The organism is Bacillus clarus, from assembly GCF_000746925.1.
Classification (GTDB): Bacteria; Bacillota; Bacilli; order Bacillales; family Bacillaceae_G; genus Bacillus_A; species Bacillus_A clarus.
In genome coordinates, this window is the sequence record NZ_JMQC01000008.1 from 158,923 (window position 1) to 175,637 (window position 16,715).

Annotated in this window: 16 protein-coding genes and 7 pseudogenes; 9 read left to right on the forward strand and 14 right to left on the reverse strand. The window is 34.6% G+C overall.

All coding sequences use genetic code 11. From position 1 onward, the window contains the following. Window positions 1-38 precede the first annotated feature (38 nt). A pseudogene (locus DJ93_RS31990) lies at window positions 39-217 on the forward strand (IS6 family transposase); the annotation flags it as partial. 195 nt (window positions 218-412) lie between these two features. Here DJ93_RS31990 and DJ93_RS01525 read toward each other — a convergent pair. Further along, the gene (locus DJ93_RS01525; RefSeq protein WP_042978877.1) at window positions 413-703 is read right to left on the reverse strand and encodes a hypothetical protein; all 291 of its coding nucleotides are present in this window, start codon (window positions 701-703) and stop codon (window positions 413-415) included. 862 nt (window positions 704-1,565) lie between these two features. Here DJ93_RS01525 and DJ93_RS01530 point away from each other — a divergent pair. Together DJ93_RS01530 and DJ93_RS31995 are read left to right on the forward strand one after the other, a co-directional pair. Continuing rightward, window positions 1,566-2,777, forward strand: coding sequence for an IS110 family RNA-guided transposase (locus DJ93_RS01530; protein ID WP_042978878.1), 1,212 nt, complete (start codon window positions 1,566-1,568; stop codon window positions 2,775-2,777). A 150-nt stretch (window positions 2,778-2,927) separates the two neighbouring features. Continuing rightward, a pseudogene (locus DJ93_RS31995) lies at window positions 2,928-3,092 on the forward strand (IS4 family transposase); the annotation flags it as partial. Window positions 3,093-3,228: 136 nt separating this feature from the next. Here DJ93_RS31995 and DJ93_RS01535 read toward each other — a convergent pair. Continuing rightward, entirely contained in the window at window positions 3,229-3,423 is a 195-nt protein-coding gene (locus DJ93_RS01535) for a hypothetical protein (protein WP_042978879.1), read from the reverse strand. 181 nt (window positions 3,424-3,604) lie between these two features. Between DJ93_RS01535 and DJ93_RS01540 the strand changes: the two genes are divergently transcribed. Further along, window positions 3,605-3,964, forward strand: a complete 360-nt coding sequence (locus DJ93_RS01540; RefSeq protein ID WP_042978880.1) for a DUF3796 domain-containing protein — start codon at window positions 3,605-3,607, stop codon at window positions 3,962-3,964. Next, window positions 3,952-4,152, forward strand: a complete 201-nt coding sequence (locus tag DJ93_RS01545; RefSeq protein ID WP_042978881.1) for a helix-turn-helix transcriptional regulator — start codon at window positions 3,952-3,954, stop codon at window positions 4,150-4,152. Before DJ93_RS01540 ends, DJ93_RS01545 begins: the two co-directional genes overlap by 13 nt. Window positions 4,153-4,196: 44 nt before the next feature. On the opposite strand, the gene DJ93_RS01550 is transcribed toward DJ93_RS01545, so the two are convergent. The 4 genes from DJ93_RS01550 to DJ93_RS01565 form a co-directional block, all read right to left on the reverse strand. Continuing rightward, complete coding sequence (locus tag DJ93_RS01550; protein WP_042978882.1) at window positions 4,197-4,913, reverse strand: YjjG family noncanonical pyrimidine nucleotidase; 717 nt, start codon at window positions 4,911-4,913, stop codon at window positions 4,197-4,199. Between the two features lie 67 nt (window positions 4,914-4,980). Continuing rightward, window positions 4,981-6,003: a tyrosine-protein phosphatase gene (locus DJ93_RS01555; RefSeq protein WP_042984096.1), complete on the reverse strand. Its 1,023-nt coding sequence runs from the start codon at window positions 6,001-6,003 to the stop codon at window positions 4,981-4,983. A 150-nt stretch (window positions 6,004-6,153) separates the two neighbouring features. Next, the gene (locus tag DJ93_RS01560) at window positions 6,154-6,993 is read right to left on the reverse strand and encodes a hypothetical protein (protein ID WP_042978883.1); all 840 of its coding nucleotides are present in this window, start codon (window positions 6,991-6,993) and stop codon (window positions 6,154-6,156) included. Window positions 6,994-7,034: 41 nt separating this feature from the next. After that, window positions 7,035-7,787 carry a GNAT family protein gene (locus DJ93_RS01565; protein ID WP_042978884.1) on the reverse strand — a complete coding sequence of 251 codons (753 nt, stop codon included), beginning with the start codon at window positions 7,785-7,787 and terminating at the stop codon, window positions 7,035-7,037. Between the two features lie 132 nt (window positions 7,788-7,919). On the opposite strand from DJ93_RS01565, the gene DJ93_RS01570 reads away from it, so the two are divergent. Then, window positions 7,920-8,759 carry a DUF2785 domain-containing protein gene (locus DJ93_RS01570; RefSeq protein WP_042978885.1) on the forward strand — a complete coding sequence of 280 codons (840 nt, stop codon included), beginning with the start codon at window positions 7,920-7,922 and terminating at the stop codon, window positions 8,757-8,759. A gap of 17 nt (window positions 8,760-8,776) precedes the next feature. Then, window positions 8,777-9,226 carry an NUDIX hydrolase gene (locus tag DJ93_RS01575; protein ID WP_042978886.1) on the forward strand — a complete coding sequence of 150 codons (450 nt, stop codon included), beginning with the start codon at window positions 8,777-8,779 and terminating at the stop codon, window positions 9,224-9,226. A gap of 14 nt (window positions 9,227-9,240) precedes the next feature. Here DJ93_RS01575 and DJ93_RS29860 read toward each other — a convergent pair. Continuing rightward, window positions 9,241-9,357: pseudogene (locus tag DJ93_RS29860) on the reverse strand (tryptophan--tRNA ligase); the annotation flags it as partial. 128 nt (window positions 9,358-9,485) lie between these two features. On the opposite strand from DJ93_RS29860, the pseudogene DJ93_RS29865 reads away from it, so the two are divergent. Further along, window positions 9,486-9,737: pseudogene (locus tag DJ93_RS29865) on the forward strand (1-deoxy-D-xylulose-5-phosphate reductoisomerase); the annotation flags it as partial. Window positions 9,738-9,766: 29 nt separating this feature from the next. Here DJ93_RS29865 and DJ93_RS01580 read toward each other — a convergent pair. The 5 genes and pseudogenes from DJ93_RS01580 to DJ93_RS32010 all read right to left on the reverse strand — a co-directional run. After that, window positions 9,767-10,888, reverse strand: a complete 1,122-nt coding sequence (locus DJ93_RS01580; RefSeq protein ID WP_042978887.1) for an AI-2E family transporter — start codon at window positions 10,886-10,888, stop codon at window positions 9,767-9,769. Between the two features lie 66 nt (window positions 10,889-10,954). Beyond that, window positions 10,955-11,203, reverse strand: a complete 249-nt coding sequence (locus tag DJ93_RS01585) for a GlsB/YeaQ/YmgE family stress response membrane protein (protein ID WP_042978888.1) — start codon at window positions 11,201-11,203, stop codon at window positions 10,955-10,957. Between the two features lie 282 nt (window positions 11,204-11,485). Next, window positions 11,486-11,878: pseudogene (locus tag DJ93_RS01590) on the reverse strand (IS4 family transposase); the annotation flags it as partial. A gap of 143 nt (window positions 11,879-12,021) precedes the next feature. After that, window positions 12,022-13,329, reverse strand: a pseudogene (ltrA, locus tag DJ93_RS01595) (group II intron reverse transcriptase/maturase). Window positions 13,330-13,842: 513 nt separating this feature from the next. Next, a pseudogene (locus DJ93_RS32010) lies at window positions 13,843-14,708 on the reverse strand (IS4 family transposase); the annotation flags it as partial. Here DJ93_RS32010 and DJ93_RS01610 point away from each other — a divergent pair. Further along, a complete protein-coding gene (locus DJ93_RS01610; protein WP_042978891.1) occupies window positions 14,696-15,001 on the forward strand; it encodes an FAD-dependent oxidoreductase in 306 nt (101 codons plus the stop codon). The pseudogene DJ93_RS32010 and the gene DJ93_RS01610 sit on opposite strands and share 13 nt — an antisense overlap. Before the next feature lie 169 nt (window positions 15,002-15,170). Here DJ93_RS01610 and DJ93_RS01615 read toward each other — a convergent pair whose 3' ends face one another. Both DJ93_RS01615 and DJ93_RS01620 read right to left on the reverse strand, forming a co-directional pair. After that, window positions 15,171-16,022 (reverse strand): hypothetical protein, encoded by an 852-nt coding sequence (locus tag DJ93_RS01615; protein ID WP_042978892.1) that lies wholly within the window; start codon window positions 16,020-16,022, stop codon window positions 15,171-15,173. A 312-nt stretch (window positions 16,023-16,334) separates the two neighbouring features. After that, on the reverse strand, window positions 16,335-16,649 hold the full coding sequence (locus tag DJ93_RS01620) for a hypothetical protein (protein WP_080743309.1): 315 nt from the start codon (window positions 16,647-16,649) through the stop codon (window positions 16,335-16,337). Between the last annotated feature and the right edge of the window lie 66 nt (window positions 16,650-16,715).

Genomic DNA, 16,715 nt, shown 5'->3' on the forward strand with positions numbered 1-16,715 from the left:
TCTTTTAGCTTGATGGGCATATGGTGATACCTCACTTACGGTTTATTAAAAGGCGAGTTCGTTCTATGTTAGGATTAAAGTTATTTAAAACAGCAATCTCTATATTGAGTGGTGTTGAAACCATGCATATGATAAAAAAGAACAACTTATTTTACCGGACAAGTCGGTCCAAAACCAGAAAGAATTTATTCATAAATCACTTGACTTAGCTTCATAAGATAGAAATGTAGAGAAAATTGCTCCTCCCTATGTTTCTATCTAACATTTTTGCACCAGAACCTTTTTTAAATATAATTATTGATATATCCATAAATGTTTTTATATTATTTTAATAACGAAAGAAATTACAAGTATAAGAACTCTCATAATAGTTAACTAGGTAAACAATCCTTTAAATTTGATATTATATAATCTAATTCGATTCAACATTTCCGTAACCTACATGTTTAAAAATAAATAATATAAAAAACAGATTATAAATTTTCACAAAAATTACGTATTGTATAGAGTTTTTATTTTTTGCTAGAAAAAATAAAAACTTAATTGCAGATACGACGATTAGCACAACAACAAAACTTATAAAACTCCTTATAACAAATGACATAGATAAAATATCTTTATGATCGAGTAAAAAATAGACAACTTGTTCCGTTACTGCAACAATTAAACATACCAATACAAATACATACATCTTGTTTTTCATAATGTACAACTCCTATCGGTTCCATATCCGTCTCTTTTTTGTGCTTTCGGCGTTATAAAATTCTTAAGTTGATGGATGTGTATGGTGACCCCTATTACTCCTTTTCATTTTTTTACATGTAAAATTATAATTTTTAGAGAAGATAATCCAATATAAATCCCATTAAAAAACATTCAGATTTATCAATTTATTTATATCAAAAATATTATAATCATATAAACTATCCCTAGTATGAGAGGCTACTTTGGCGTGAAAATTACCAATTTTAAAAGTTTATCTCCATATTTTCATTCTCAAAGTACATTTATTTGAATCTCTTTTGTACTTCATGATATAGTTGCTCCTTTTACCCCTAGTAGGGAGGGATTCGAAATACTATTTTCGTTTTTTCATTACCACATAAGCGCCGAATAGAAATAGCAACAAGTTTTTTGCTATACCTCAAATAATCACCCCCTATGTTATTTATTGGAAGAATGTCTTCAAATAAATAATAACTGAAAATATCAAAAAACCAAACAAAAATATATTGACAAATATGTGCAACATCCGAAGCCTATGTAGGAATAACGGATAAAGTACATGCCCCTCAACTTAAGCGATTTTAATACTCTTAAATACAAAACATACTAAGATTAGTAGTGCAAACCAAGGCATTGGTTCGCACTACTATTTTTTATATAGTAGAAGTGAAGAGAAGGTCGTGGGTGTCTTGGGATCCTGAATCCGTATACAAAACTGATCTTCTTCACTTACCTTATTTGAATCAGTTTTTAGTATGTTGGTCTTCGAGATCGTGTATAAGAAATGAGAATCGATAAGTGTAAGTTGAAGACTTCAATTCCACCTAAGGAGGAACTTTATGAAACACGTAATTGCGTTTGACATCAGTATGGGTAAAAGTTATATGGTAATTTATAATGCACAGAAACAATGTGTATTTGAAAGTGAAATCAAACATTCTAAACCTGAATTCAAAAAGCTACAAGAAAAGATTCATGAGCTTACAGATAAGACCGGTGAATTGCCTGAAATCGTATTCGAAGCAACAGGTATCTATTCCAGGCAGCTAGAACGATTGATGCAAGATAATCAGTATACATATTGTTTATTAAACCCATTAGAAGCCAAGCTACAATGTGATTCCTTACGGATTCATAAGACCGATCGAAGCGACGCACACCGATTAGCTCTCACTCATTTTACAGCTACCCGAAGGGTATTTACCGGAACTGATAATTTATTCTACCAGCTAAAATCTCTTTCTAGATTATATAGTGAACTGGATAGTGAATTATCGATAATTCGTGGTCGTATGCATAAAGTAATCCAATTAACATTTCCTGAGTTGGAGAGAATGTTTACCAGTAAATCTGATTTGTTTTTAAATTTTGTTCAACTATTCCCCCACCCAGATTGTATTTTAGGTCTTTCAAAAACCATTATAAAAAATCGTATTCGTGCCAACACCAATAAAAAAATATCAAATATTACAGCGGAGAAAAAAGCGATTCAAATACTTGAAATAGCGAAAACTTCCTATCCTGCTGTTTCTCAGAACGATGTTCTGTGTGATCAACTCAAATTATACGCAAGACGCTATCAAGAGCTTCTTCACCAAAAAGAATGCTGTATTAACAAGATGGTATATATAGCCAAGCAACGTGCAGAATACGATATCATTCTCAGTCTTCCTGGGATTGGACCGAATACTGCAGTACGCTTGATGGCTGAAATAGGAGATATTACTCGCTTTAACAATAACAAGCAACTCAATGCATTTGCTGGTATTGATATACGCCGTTTTCAATCAGGTAAAACCTTTTTTAAAGATAAAATTAATAAACGTGGAAATAAACATTTGCGGAAGCTCCTTTTCCTCATCATCCAGAACATGATTAAACAACGACGTTACGGACAAAATCACATTGTTGAGTATTATGATAAATTAAAAACGCAACCCTATAACAAATGTCATAAAGTTGCGTCCATTGCATGTGTAAACAAGTTCTTGAAACTCCTCTTTCACCTTATTACACATGATATACACTATGATTATCGGTTAACGGCCTAATATCATAGTTTCATTCATCATATCATATCATATCTCACCCCTAGTAAAAAAACGAGTATATATTAGGGATCTTTGGTATGCATGATAACAAGTATTTGTTCATTCTGATATTTACTCCAGTAAAAACTTAAAAATACATGTTGACTGATCGTAAGAAAAAACACCCAAGAAATAACAAAGATTCTAATCCGCCTATTCCACCTACTACAGAAAAACGGGCGGAAATCTCATTGATATGAGAAGAAAACAGTCTTCAATATTATGGGTGTTGTCTATGCGTATAGCGAATTTAGAAAACAAAAGAAAGCTGCATAATCTTTAAAAATAATATCTACCTAGGTTTTTATTTGGCATGCTCATTTTTAAGGACAACAAATATTTTAAGAGTTTTTTAGTTCCTTTGAACGAAAGTTTATTTTGTTTCCGTTCTTAAGTTGATGGGCATGTATTTTTACCCTTTAAAATAAATATACGCTCCTAACCCCACTATTAAAATAACAGCTAATACGATATAAATCATTGTAAGCCTTCCAATATTTCCCTTCGTTGATTTACTATAATTTTCATCGCCATTTCGCCCAATTAATATCGTGCCAATTACAGTGATTACTACAAGTAGTAAAACAATCAATATCCAAGTTAACATTCTTTTCTTTCCCTCCTTAAAAACATTTTACGATATTCCTCCCTATTTTTTACAAAATATTAAATCTTTTTTACTATTATTATGAAAAAAAACACAAAACTATTATTACTGAAGCAATTTATATGTGATTATATTTATAACATATAGTGAATTATTTCTAACATCGAAAGGAGAATTTATCGTGAAAACGACTTGGATTAAATATTTAGGATTTCTCGGTTTCTTTGGTTTTCTAGGATTTTTTTACGAAAAGGGATTGTTTACTATGTTTTGTTTCTTCTCCTTTTTCACGACTCATAGAAAAGTTCATCACGATGAGCTTTTTGAACAAATTGTAAGTAAATCGTGCCGAAATGCATTCATCATTACGTTACTAACAACAGCTATCATAATGTTTATTGAAATGCTATGTCCAAACCCTACTTTACAAGAGATTGATATCGCTATTATTTTCGGCACACTTATTCTTACATTCGGATTTTCTATTTTCTTTTACGATAAACCAGTTGATGAAATGGAAGATGCACCATGGCGTTCATAACAAAAATAAAAGAATATCGCTCCAAGTTACATATGACACAGGAAGGTTTAGCGAAACAGGTTGGTGTGCGACGTGAAACAATTAGCCACCTTGAAAAAGGAAAATACAATCCTTCTTTGCAACTTGCTCATGACATTGCGAAAGCATTACATACTACCATTGATGAAATATTTATTTTTGATGACTAATCCCATATAAAAAATGCCCTTATGATAAAGGGCATTTTTTATTATTAAAAGGAAACTACTTCTTCTTTTTCTTCGTTCATTTCTAAAATCTGTATAATATCTAGTAAATCATGAATCTCATATGTTGGTTTAACGTTTGTATTATTTTCTTTACCAGTCGAGTTATACCAGCACGTGTCAATACCATAGATATTTCCTCCTTTTATATCAGAAGTTAATGAATCTCCAACCATTAATACGTTTGATTTGTCGGTAATTTGCAGTTTTTCAAATGCATAATCAAAAATCTCACTTGCTGGTTTTTGATAGCCGACCTCTTCAGAAATAATAATATGCTCAAAAGTATTTCGAAGAGGTGAACCTTCAATTCTAGATTTCTGTACTTCTGTAAATCCATTTGTAATTATAGCTAACCGGCAATCCGTAATCGTATTACATAGCTCCAAAACTCCTGGTACAACATGTGCCTCTTTCCCTAAATATTCAAGGTACGCGCCGCCAAATATGTGAGCGTCTATTTCAAGATGATGAGCCGAGAATAATTTTCGAAATCTCTCTACCCCTAATTCAGCTAGCGTTATACTACCGCGTTCTAACTCTCCCCATAATCCATTGCTAATCTCTTTATAACTCACTATATAATCATCATATCCTGTAGGCATACCAAACTGTACAAACGCGTTATGCAATGCACTTTTTTCAGATTTACTAAAATCTAATAACGTATCATCAACATCGAATAATATAACTTTATATTTCATCATAACCTCCGCAGTACTTATCATAAAAAAATCCCATATTATATACATAATACAGGATTTTCTATCATTATTTATCTTCTAATAACAATGTTTTCATTTCTTCTAAATGTTCTTTCGTAAAACCAAGTCCCTTTTCAGCATAATCTTCAATGGATCCGTATTGCTTTTGGATCTCATCCATAGCAGCTTGTAAATATTCAGCGCGAGCCTCAAACATTGCTCCTAATATTTCTTTACTCTCTTCGTTTTGTAATTTCGCACCTAAAAATGCCATCATTTTTTCATTTAATTTTTCGCGGAATCCATTGCTTAATAAGTAATCTTTCATTACTGTTTCTTCTGATACACCAAGTAGAAGTAGTAATAATGCCGATCCAAAGCCAGTTCGATCTTTTCCAGCTGTACAATGATTCACTAAAGGTAAATTTTCTTGGTTTTGTGCTAACTGTAAAAAGCTCACAAATGCTTCATTACCTTGTACAAAATCTTTATTCATTTCAACTAAATATTCCCCTGGTTTTCCTAACATTGATAAGTCACCAACTTGGAAAAACTCATTGATATTTAAATCTCTTGCCAAGTCTTGCATAACTGGTAAGCATACTTGACGCGCACCAGCAATACTTGGATTTGGTTTATGTTTCACTTCAAAGTCTGTACGATAATCGCAAATTAACTTTAGCCCAGACTGTTGTAAATACGCAATATCCCAATCCGTTAGTCCAGCTAACTCCTCTGAGCGATATAATTTACCCCATTTTACTTTTCGGCCATCAGCTGCTTCATATCCACCCATATCGCGAAAATTAAACGCTCCTTGTAATGGTAATCTACGCTCAGCTACTGTAACTGCTTGTCCATTACTTCCTACTAACCTAAAATACGGACGTACATTTTCGCTTGGGTTTTCAATTGTACACGATGACTCTCCTAATACTGTTAGAAGTAATTCTCCAGTTTCTTCAATACGTTCTGGGGAAGTACTCCAATAAATACGAACTTCCTCTATTCCATTTTCCCATTTTATATGTAACATATTATTTTCATTTCGTTCCACACTTGCTTGTAGCCAATTTCTCTGTTGCGTCATATTTCCACCAACACTTTCTATATATAGTCCTGCATACATTTGCGGGTAAGTCTTCTCTATTGTATTACAATACTGTTCTCTTTGTCGTTGCTATCTGCTCTTTTACAATGAAGAAATGTTACTCTTACGTATGAAATCGTCACTTTATATTCAAAATGAAGAAAAGATTTTCTTTATTTCTTCAAGTGTCGTACATGGATTACCACGGAACACATAAGCTATTTGCTCATTTCCTAAATCTTGATATACGACCGTACCTCTTTGTGGATGTGAGTAATATTCTAATTCATCTATAACTTGTCTCACACCATAATTTTTCGTCCATGAAACATACGGATAGTACGATCTATTTTTATGACGACATACCCATAGCGCATATAACTTCTCTTTCTCATCCCAATATACATATTGTGTTTCTTCATTGCCAATACCAACAGATTCAAGCTTCCAAGGTAATTTAGTCGCAACCGGTAATGATGAGAATTTCATCTCATGTGGTGAATTCCATTCATGACATCTACTTATTTCACCACCACGACCTACTTTAGCTTGAAAACTTAATTTATGGAATGGTGTATTCATTATGTCCTTTGCACGCTCCATATTTACTGGCTGTAACTCCTGCAAAAACTTTTCCATTTCACCTTTTCCTACAAATCCCTCATCAATAGAAACTTCAATTTGTGTTTTCCATTTAGACGTTACATAGCTCTCTTTTCCTTTATAATTTACACCTCTCCAATACACAAACTCTTCATATTGGAAACATTCTCCCTCAGCTTGATACATACAACTATCTGGAAACACCGGTTCCATTATATCTAAGAAAAATTCTTTTACTCGAAACACTCCTGTCGGTGTAATAACTCGGAACCAAAAAGTCTCCCACTTTTCTCCTTCATAACGCCCTGAAACATTTTCTATTTTCCAGTTATTCCATAATACAGACGGATATAGAGCAACTAAATGATTAAATGTATGTTTTATCATAAAAACGCCCTCCTACTACAATTTTCTAGGAGGGCGTTTATTTATCCTTGCGTTATCGTTTTTGTATATCGCTCAGTAGAGCTTAATTGTCTACAATTCGTCTTTTCAAAAACATCCTTCATCCATTTATTTTCCACATCTGCATTACCTATATAATAAGTAGCTCCTATTTCTTTTAATACAAACATCGCTTTCTCAAACAACGTAGCCTCATAGCCTTTACCACGCATACTTGGAACAATTCCAAAGTACATTAACTTGCCTTCTTCTAATGTCCCTCGTTCTATATATGGAATGATGATTCCAATCGTTTTTTCATTTACAGTTATTGTTAAACAATACTCCTTCCAACGCTCTCCCATTTCTTTCTGCAACACACTTACAAATTGTTCAAAAAGCATCGGTTCTTTCAGTTCAACAGATCCTTTCAGTGTTTCATGCCAAATAGATTGAAATTCCGCTTCCCCTACCTCTTCGATAAGCTTTAAATCAAATTCATTTTCTACATCCTCTATAGAATGAATATCCTTAAATACAACTATTTTCTCACCGCTGTTCTCGAAATGATTCACTTGAAAACATTTCTTATATACATCATAATTTGGACTTTTTGAAGATATCTCAAAATGTAAATTTTGTAGTTCCTCTTTTGTTGCTTCGTCTATATAGTGTTGTACTACTTCTTCCATTTGCTTTTCCGTAAAAGCAATCGCATTATTTTCTTCTATTGTTATAGAAGAGGATACGCCTCTTCGTACTTTAAAGTTTTTTTCTAATTGTTTTATTATCGTCATAATTTCTCCTTATCTATTTCAACTGTGTAATACTGGAATTTCAACTTGTACTCCTTGCATGAGCAGGATTGTCCTTGAATATATAGAATACTAGAAAATATCGCATGTTTAAAGCACAGAGGAGGTTCACCTTTGGATATTACAGCATTGCAACAACAGTTAGAGCATATTCAGCAAAATGATTATTCGCAAATGCAGCATATAGATATGAATGAGTTAACACTCAATATGCTTCAGCATATTGGTACAATTGATAGCTACGTTCGCTATCAACTTATTTATAAATGTTTTTCTCATTTTATTCAAAAAGAATTACTTCTCAAAGATCAACTTGAATTACTCTTAACTACTTGCCTAAGTGATGGGTACTTATATTGTGACATTTCTTCTCCACATACAGATGGAGTTTTCACACGTTCCTACACAGTTTCATTAATTGCTTTAATGATCCAATTTGCTAACTCTCACTATTTTTTAACAGAAGATGATATTGAAAAGATAAAGAAAGAACTCATTACATATACGAATTTAGAAACAGATTTTCGTGGATATATTGAGAATAAAGGCTGGGCTCATTGTATTGCACACGTTTCTGATGCATTTAATGAACTTGTTCATAATTCCTATATTTCCTTTGAATGTTATGAAGAAATGATACATTGTTTATTAAATAAAATCTTGACCCCATCGGATATTTACCATAATAATGAAGATGAAAGAATTGTTACTCCCTTAGTATCGATGCTGTATCATGACTTTGCACAAGAAGATTTAATTTCAATTATTCATAAAAAAATAAAAAGGCTTCCTCAAATTAGAAAACGCCTTTCCCTTAATGAATATTGCATTTTATGTGCCAATATTAAAACATTTTTACGCACATTATTCTTTAGAACAAAAGATGATCATAACTTAGCTTTTACTACACATAAGACAGAAAAACTGTTAAAGGAACTTCCTAATTATTATTAAATACAAGGAGAAAAAATATGGGTTATATTGAAGACATGAGAAAATTAGTAGGAAATCATCCACTCATTCTAATAGGTTCACACGCAATTATATTAAATGAGAAAAATGAAGTATTATTGCAACTCCGCACAGATTTTAACACTTGGGGAATTATTGGTGGCGCCCTAGAATATAACGAAACGTTAGAAGACGCTGCAAAACGAGAAGTATTTGAAGAAACTGGACTTACCGTAAAAAATATAGAACTGTTCCGTACATACTCAGGACCAGATTTTTTTCAAATCTATCCAAACGGTGACCAAGTACACGGTGTGTTAGTTATTTATATTTGTCGAGACTTCGATGGCGAGCTTATATGTGATCCAGCTGAATCAAAAGAATTACGCTTCTTTCCGCTTGATGCATTACCTAGTAATCTTCATCCTATCATCAGAAAGATTATTAAGCAGTTTCAGGAAACAATATAAAACCAAGGGAACGTTTAACGTTCCCTCTCAAATCCAATCCGCTTCTTAATTTCCACTAAATTTACCTTCGCGATTTCTCTTACTTTCTCTGCCCCCTTCTCTAATGCTTCATACAGTACTTGAGGCTCACTTCATATTTCCTTAACGTGAAGTAAAACGTCTCAGCCTACTCATTTTCCAGAGCCCATTCCATATGCATCCCTTACTGATTCCCACCAATTATGAGCTCTCTGAAAAGTTTTGAATACCTACTCTTCTCTTTCGTTGCTTACATTATGCTTATGAATCCGGAAAAATTGGCGGTACAACACCAGCTGTCTTAAATGCCGCAAATGAAATTGCGAATGCTTTATATTTACAAAATGATATTGCATTCTTTGATATTGAAAAAACAATCTATGCAACATTGGAAGCTCATCATAATATTAAGAATCCTTCTTTAGAAGCTATATTAGAAGCCGATCAATGGGCACGTGAATATGCGAATCAATTATTAATAAAAAAGAGCTAAAACAGAATTTTTCTGTTTTAACTCTTTTTTTACGTGTTTAATTTAATAAATTTATAGCTATGTGTAACAAGTACTTTTAATATCGCATAACCTGGAATCGCTAAAATAATACCCATGATTCCAAATAAATTTCCTGCCGTTAAAATAATAAAAATAATTGTAATTGGATGAATATCTAACTTCTTCCCCATTACTTGTGGTGAAATAAATTTTCCTTCTGCCAATTGTACAACCATCATTACAATAATTACCTTTAAGATCATTGCGGGTGAATCAATAAAAGCAATAATTAAAGCTGGGGTTATAGCGATAATTGGTCCTACATATGGTACTATATTTACTATCATCGCTAAAACCGCAAGCAATACTGCGTACTTAATACCAATGATTAAATAACCGATTAGTAACATAATACCGATAAATAAACTAACAATAATTTGCCCTCTAATATACGAACTAATTGCGTAATGCATATCATCCAATATAAGTTTAGCAGAAGCCTGTCTTTGCCCTGAAATAAATCTTAGAAAATGATTTGGTAATTGTTCGCCATCCTTCAAAAGATAAAACAATATAAATGGAACCATAACAAATGTAAGAACGACTTCAGTAAGCGTACTTAAAAATCCAGTTACATTCCCCGTTACTGATGATAGTGAATTCGTAAAGTTCATTGTGGAATCTTTTACAATACTAGCTACATCAATATTTAAGCTTTCTTGTATTCTACCAATTACATTACTTTCTCCAAATCTACGCGCTGCCCTCTCGATTTCATGTCCGAAATATGGCAAGTTCTTTATTAAAGCATTTACTTGGTCTTTAATAATTGGAACAACCGTCACAACAAGAAAAATAAACAAACCAAGAACGAGTATATATATCGAGGCAATTGACACAATTCTCGAAACACCTTTTCTCTCTAAAAGAGAAACGAAAGGATGCAAAATATAAAATAGTACTCCTGCTAATAAAACTGGGAAAAAGATTGTTTTTAAAAATACGACAAACGGTGTGAAGACAAATGAAATTTTTGTAAGCAATAATATATTTACAAACAGCAACGCAAATCCAAGTAGTACAGCTAAATAATTTTGTTCTTTAAAAAACTTTTTCAATTTATCTCTTTTTCTTACATTTACTTTCTCCAAGTGTACCACCTCTCTAATTAAGAAAAGTCCTAAAAAGGACTTGATAAAATAATTAGTTACATCTTTCTATTTCCTTACAGCTTTTACTACAAATGATACAATAAGAATTAACACAATTGCTCCTAATAACGCTGGCACAATATGAATCCCGCCAAATGATGGCCCAAAAGATCCAAATAATCTACTCCCTAACCAAGCACCTAATAAACCTGCAATGATATTTCCAAACATCCCAGCTGGAAAATTTTTACCCGTTATAGAACTAGCAATTGCACCTATAATAGCACCAACTATTAATGTGATAATCCATCCCATTTTTAGTCCTCCATTTCTATTATAGTTTATATTATCAAATACAAGAGCCTCTAAACTCTTATATAAGATTGTGTATTTATCAATTCCAACCATATTCTACTATAGTAAATATAGCGCCTCATATTTTATGTATGTAGATGCATATATTATATGCAAAAAAGAAAAATATTGTCAAACTTACCCCATGCCCATCAACTTAAGAACGGAAACAAAATGAACTTTCGTTCAAATAAACTAAAAACTCGTAAAACACTATTTATCCTTAAAGTTTCATTTTTTAAATTATGCAACTTTCTTTTGTTTTTTCAATCTATTATACTCATAGACAACACCCATGATATCAAAGACAGTCTTATTCTCATATCTGTGAGATTTGCGCCCATTCTTCTGTAGGAGGTGGAACAGGCGGATTAGGACCTTTGTTATTTCGTGGGTGTTTCTCTGTATGGCTTGATACAAAAGAGATAGATGATCCTGAATCATACCAATCGCTTTATATTCACTTAACTCTTTTTTCTTCTTTTGTAAAAGAAGTTGACGCATTTTAAACATTGTAGAGGAACATAGGAAAATAGCGATTAGCTTTCCATATAGCTGGCACTCTAATCGCTCTTGTTTTACATGACGATACTGGTCTATTTTGAAGAGTGATTTCCATGTTTTAAAGACAATCTGTCGGGTAAAGAACTGGCGCGGTATCAATTATGACCCGTTTCCAGCTCCTCCCCATAAGAACTGCTCGTGAGGTTTTCCCTCAAGCAGCTCACCCCATAAACTTCATCGAAAGGATTATGAGACCTATCAAATGGCAGACACTTTCATCGGTATCCCTCTGCACTTTTAAGGGAATGGACTTTCCAGTCCCAGTAGAGCCCCAGTACACCATAGAGATATTCATTACTCCATCTCTGCCATCCGATACTACGCTTTTGTCGCCGTTTCCTTCTTGTCAGCAGTGTACGGATTTTCATCTCCGTGTAGTCACGCACTTCGCTAAATGCTCTGCTAGAGTTTCCAACTCGAAAGTAGTTCACCCATCCTGTTAGTACGGCATTGATTTGTTTTACTAAGTCTTGTGCTGGCTTGGCTCCTGCGTTTTGAATGAGTTCGCGGATTCTTGCTTTCACTGCCGTACGAGCTTTCTTCTTTGGGGTCATGCATATGAAGTGTCGGGTCTTATTTCGGTTCAGTACTCGCCTGAAATCAAATCCCAGAAAGGCAAAAGACTCTCCCTGTAAGACATCGACCATCCGAGTTTTCTCAAGATTCAGTTCAACTCCCAAAGGCTCCAGTTGTTTCTGCAGTCGTTGCAATGCCAGTTCAGCCCACCCTCGTTTGCTGGAGTGCCCACTTACGGTGATAACCATGTCATCGGCAAATCGGTGATAGTTCACCGCCTCATAGTTGCCTTCCGTCGTTTTACGCCGAATGGCATCAAATGTCCAATCTACTTCATTTAAGTAGATGTTTGCCGCTAGTGGAGAGAACGGTCCCCCTTACGGGACGCCAATCTTTCCCGCGGCTTTCACTACCTGCTTTACTAGGCGCATAACTTGATGGTCTTGGACACGCTTTGCGATTTTCCTCAGTAGGATGTTATGTCGGATTGTATCAAAGTAACGCAACAAATCAACATCGATGACTTTGGTCATACGACGCAGCACACTGCGTCGTACTTCTGCCAGCGCTTGATGTGGGGAGCGTTTTGGTCGGAATCCATAGGAATTTGGGCAGAAATCAGCCTCAAAGATGGCTTCCAATATGAGTTTTAGCGCTCCTTGGACCACACGGTCCCGTATACACGGGATTTGTAGTGTCCGCATTTTGCCGTTTGCTTTTGGGATTTCTACTTTACGATTAGCTTGTGGTTGATATGTTCCAGCCTGCAGTTCTGCTTGGATGTTCTTTAGAAACGGCGTAACTCCCTCTAGCTCTATATCAGTGAAACTTTGACCATCGATACCTGGGGCACCGCCGTTTTTCCTCGCATGCTGATATGCTTCATGAAGGGTTGTTAGTTTGGTAATGTGGGAAAATAGTCCCCAAAACCGATGCGTAGGTTCAGACTTCGCCTTTTGATAGATTCGTCGCCTTAGTTCCTGCAAAGTAATAGGTGTTTTTGTCATGGCACCCTTGCCTCCTTTGGTCGTACGAAATGCTTACAGGTTCGGACCCTTTCCTCCCCGCGCGTTTTGCTGCACGCAGATTTCTGGTACTACGATCCGTTCCGCCACCCTGACACCTACCGTTCTCACTTCCCGATCGCGGTTATAGAGACAGTCTCCTCGATGAGGTTTCTTCATCGGGTGTCGAGGGCTTCTCCAGTTTCCACATTATCTTTCTCTCCATGTCGCCGCTGATACCCCGCCGGTGAGAACTGCCGTTCCAGACTCGTTTCGGTCAGTTCTTGCTGCTTTCGCACGTTATAGACCGTCTCAGCCACCGGAATTGCGTGTAACGAGGCTACGTCTACGTTCACTGTACGTTACAACCTGGAGATTTGCCCACGTGCCTTTTGCATGTGATGTCAGAGGGCTTCGCCATGTCGCTTTCACTTCATGGCGCCTCTCAGGCTACGGGAGTGGAGTCTATTCTCCCGATTGGACTTTCACCAACTAGATAATGTGTCCTTATCTGGACACACCTATTTGCCAACGTAAAGTATATAACTCATGTACCTGTTCCATCGGAACCCATTCCCAAGGTATATTCGTCACGTACACGTTTAATCCCGCTATCATTTTACTTTTCTCTGAGTACGTTCTATTTTTAGATTTTTCTTTTTCCGCGATCTTCGCTCGTCGTTTTTGAAGTTGCTTATCTGTTAATCGATTAAAAATAACGCGTGCAAACAGTTGCTGTTTATCACTAATTTAAGCATTTTTTAATTCAAATGTTTCTCCAGGTTGTAGTTGTTTCAAAATCTGTTTCACATCGATTTGTATGAATTTCGATTGTTTCTTAATGACACCATTTTAAAAAAATTCTGGGTTTGGATTTTTTACATATACATTCGTATTTAATTTTAAACGAAAAATATAGTATGTACCTTGTTGATCCATTTGATCTAAATCTTCCAATGAAAAATAACCCAAATCACGAATACATAAATTCCTGGTCGTAAGGTATCTAAGCACTCCGTACCAAATGTTTTGTCATTACTTTTTCCAGGTTCAACTTGAAAGTTAAGAAATTTTCCACTGTGCAGATCATATTCTAATTGAATTTTGATTCCGGCTGTTTGGGCACATCCTCCAGAACCAGGATATACATTTTCTAAAGCATTTGGTACTTGAAATACGGTGGCATCTAGGATACGACTTCGCTGAAAATAAGAGAAGAGATGGTTAGAAATTTGCGCTTGTTCACATACTTTTTGTTGTAACAGTAAAGAAAAAATATGTTGTAAAAACCGTTTTTTTAAGCCTTCAGGGCTGAGTAAATTACCAGTAGCTACATGAAACCTACTACATAATCGGACTAAGGGATCACTTGCTACCTGTTGGTCTTAAGTGGAAAAGCAAACCAGGAGTTACTCTAATTGGTGATGCTGCACATTTAATGTCGCCATTTGCTGGAGAAGGTGTGAACGTAGCGATAAAAGATGCTGCTAAACTTACATTGTCTATCATACAGCACAAAGATATCAATACGGCAATAGAAGTTTATGAAGAGGAAATGTACACGTATTCTTCTATATCAGCCGAGATATCATATATAAACCTTGAACTTTATTTCTCAGATGATGCTGCTACCAAAACGCTTGATCATATGAATCAATACTATGAGCATCACTGAACGCCTCCAAGCTGAAGCATGGAGGTTCTTTATCCCCCACCGCTTTCAAGAGAGCACAAGCGATTGAAGAACTCCAAAAACCCACTGCTTTAGCTGTGGGTTTTCAATGTTTAAATACACTATTTACATTAGAAGGGATAATATCCACAGCACTATATCTATATCATACTTAATCTTTAAGGGTATAATAATATGAAAATTGGTCACCCATTACTTCTACAATATGTTTATGCCTTAATGCTATTTTTCTGTTTGTCCGAATTGTTGGGTATAACGATAAACACCCTATTAAAATTCCTAATGTCTGCTCTCCCTCGCCAAATGAAAAAATCCCAATTGCTATAAAAACATTAAAAATAAAACCTAAGCAGGCATACAAACTATCTCTTATATAAATCCTCTTCTTTAAATTTTTGTCCAAATATAGCAATTTCACTTTAGTATAGTTCATACGCAAGAACACAATAAATACACCTATTGAAATTGCTATATAATACATGTGCAAGTTAGCAACAACAGTAACATTCATAGCTCCTGCTGTAACTAAAAAAAATGATGTTACTCCCAATCTGACTGCTTTACCCATTTTTCTAATATTTTGTTTTTCTTCTTCTGTAACAACATCTTCTGTATTTTTCTCAATAGTACCAACATTACTTTTTACTTTCCGAAGCATTCCATACTCTAGCACTATACTCGCAATAAATAATAACAATACTAACGTAAATCTTAATATATATTCAAACGAAAAAAATTCAAACTTATAGTTAAAAAATGCAATTACAGCTGCAATTACACGTATAATATAATCAAAAAGGGCCTCTTTCTTAAAAATTTGATATTCGATTTTATAATCAGTAGCCAATATAAATGATGTCAATGTCAAAAATAATAAAGGGGATACAAACCACATTGCAGTTGGACCTTCTAATACCATAAAACCATTGACATACATAAATACAAAATTATTTAAGTAATTAAGTACATTAAGTACCATTAAAATTTTCACTGATTTCTCCATCCTATTCGCACACCCTGTTCAGTTGAAATTTAATTTATAAATTTCCCTCTCATTTTAACAATGAATACGCATAACCCCAATATTTATAAAGTCTTGGCATGTAATGGCTGAAAAAAGAACCTATAATAGTATTTTTTATTACTAAAAAATTAAGCACAGGTATCCTAAACTCCTTAATTACTTTTGGAACTTGCGACTTATCAGGAACTTGAAAATCTGTATACCGTTATACTATGAAAGTATCGAGAAACCCTCTCTTACAAGGCTAAAATTCAGTAATTATCAACCTACAAAAAAGTTCAATCCTGGAGGTCAGCCTAAACCAACGCGAATATTCATCCCTTTACCTTCCCATAATGCGTTTGCAGCAGTAGCTGCAAATGAACCCGCATAAGTTGCCAGGATAGCACCAGTAACCCAGCCTAAACCAGGTATAGCTGCAATAGCAACTGCAATCCCATCAATAGCGGCTGTTATCGCAGCTACAGAGACACCAGCAGTCGCACCTCCTGCTGAAAAAATAATTCCTTGTAACGTATCATGATCGATATAATAACCGCCATCAATATATTCCATTTCTTTTTCTTCGATTTCTATATAATTAGCTGGTAACACTAAGGTCATCATTTCTCCCTCCTATCCCACTATATAAATATTAAAATTCTTAACTGTATTTTACTTAACATACATATT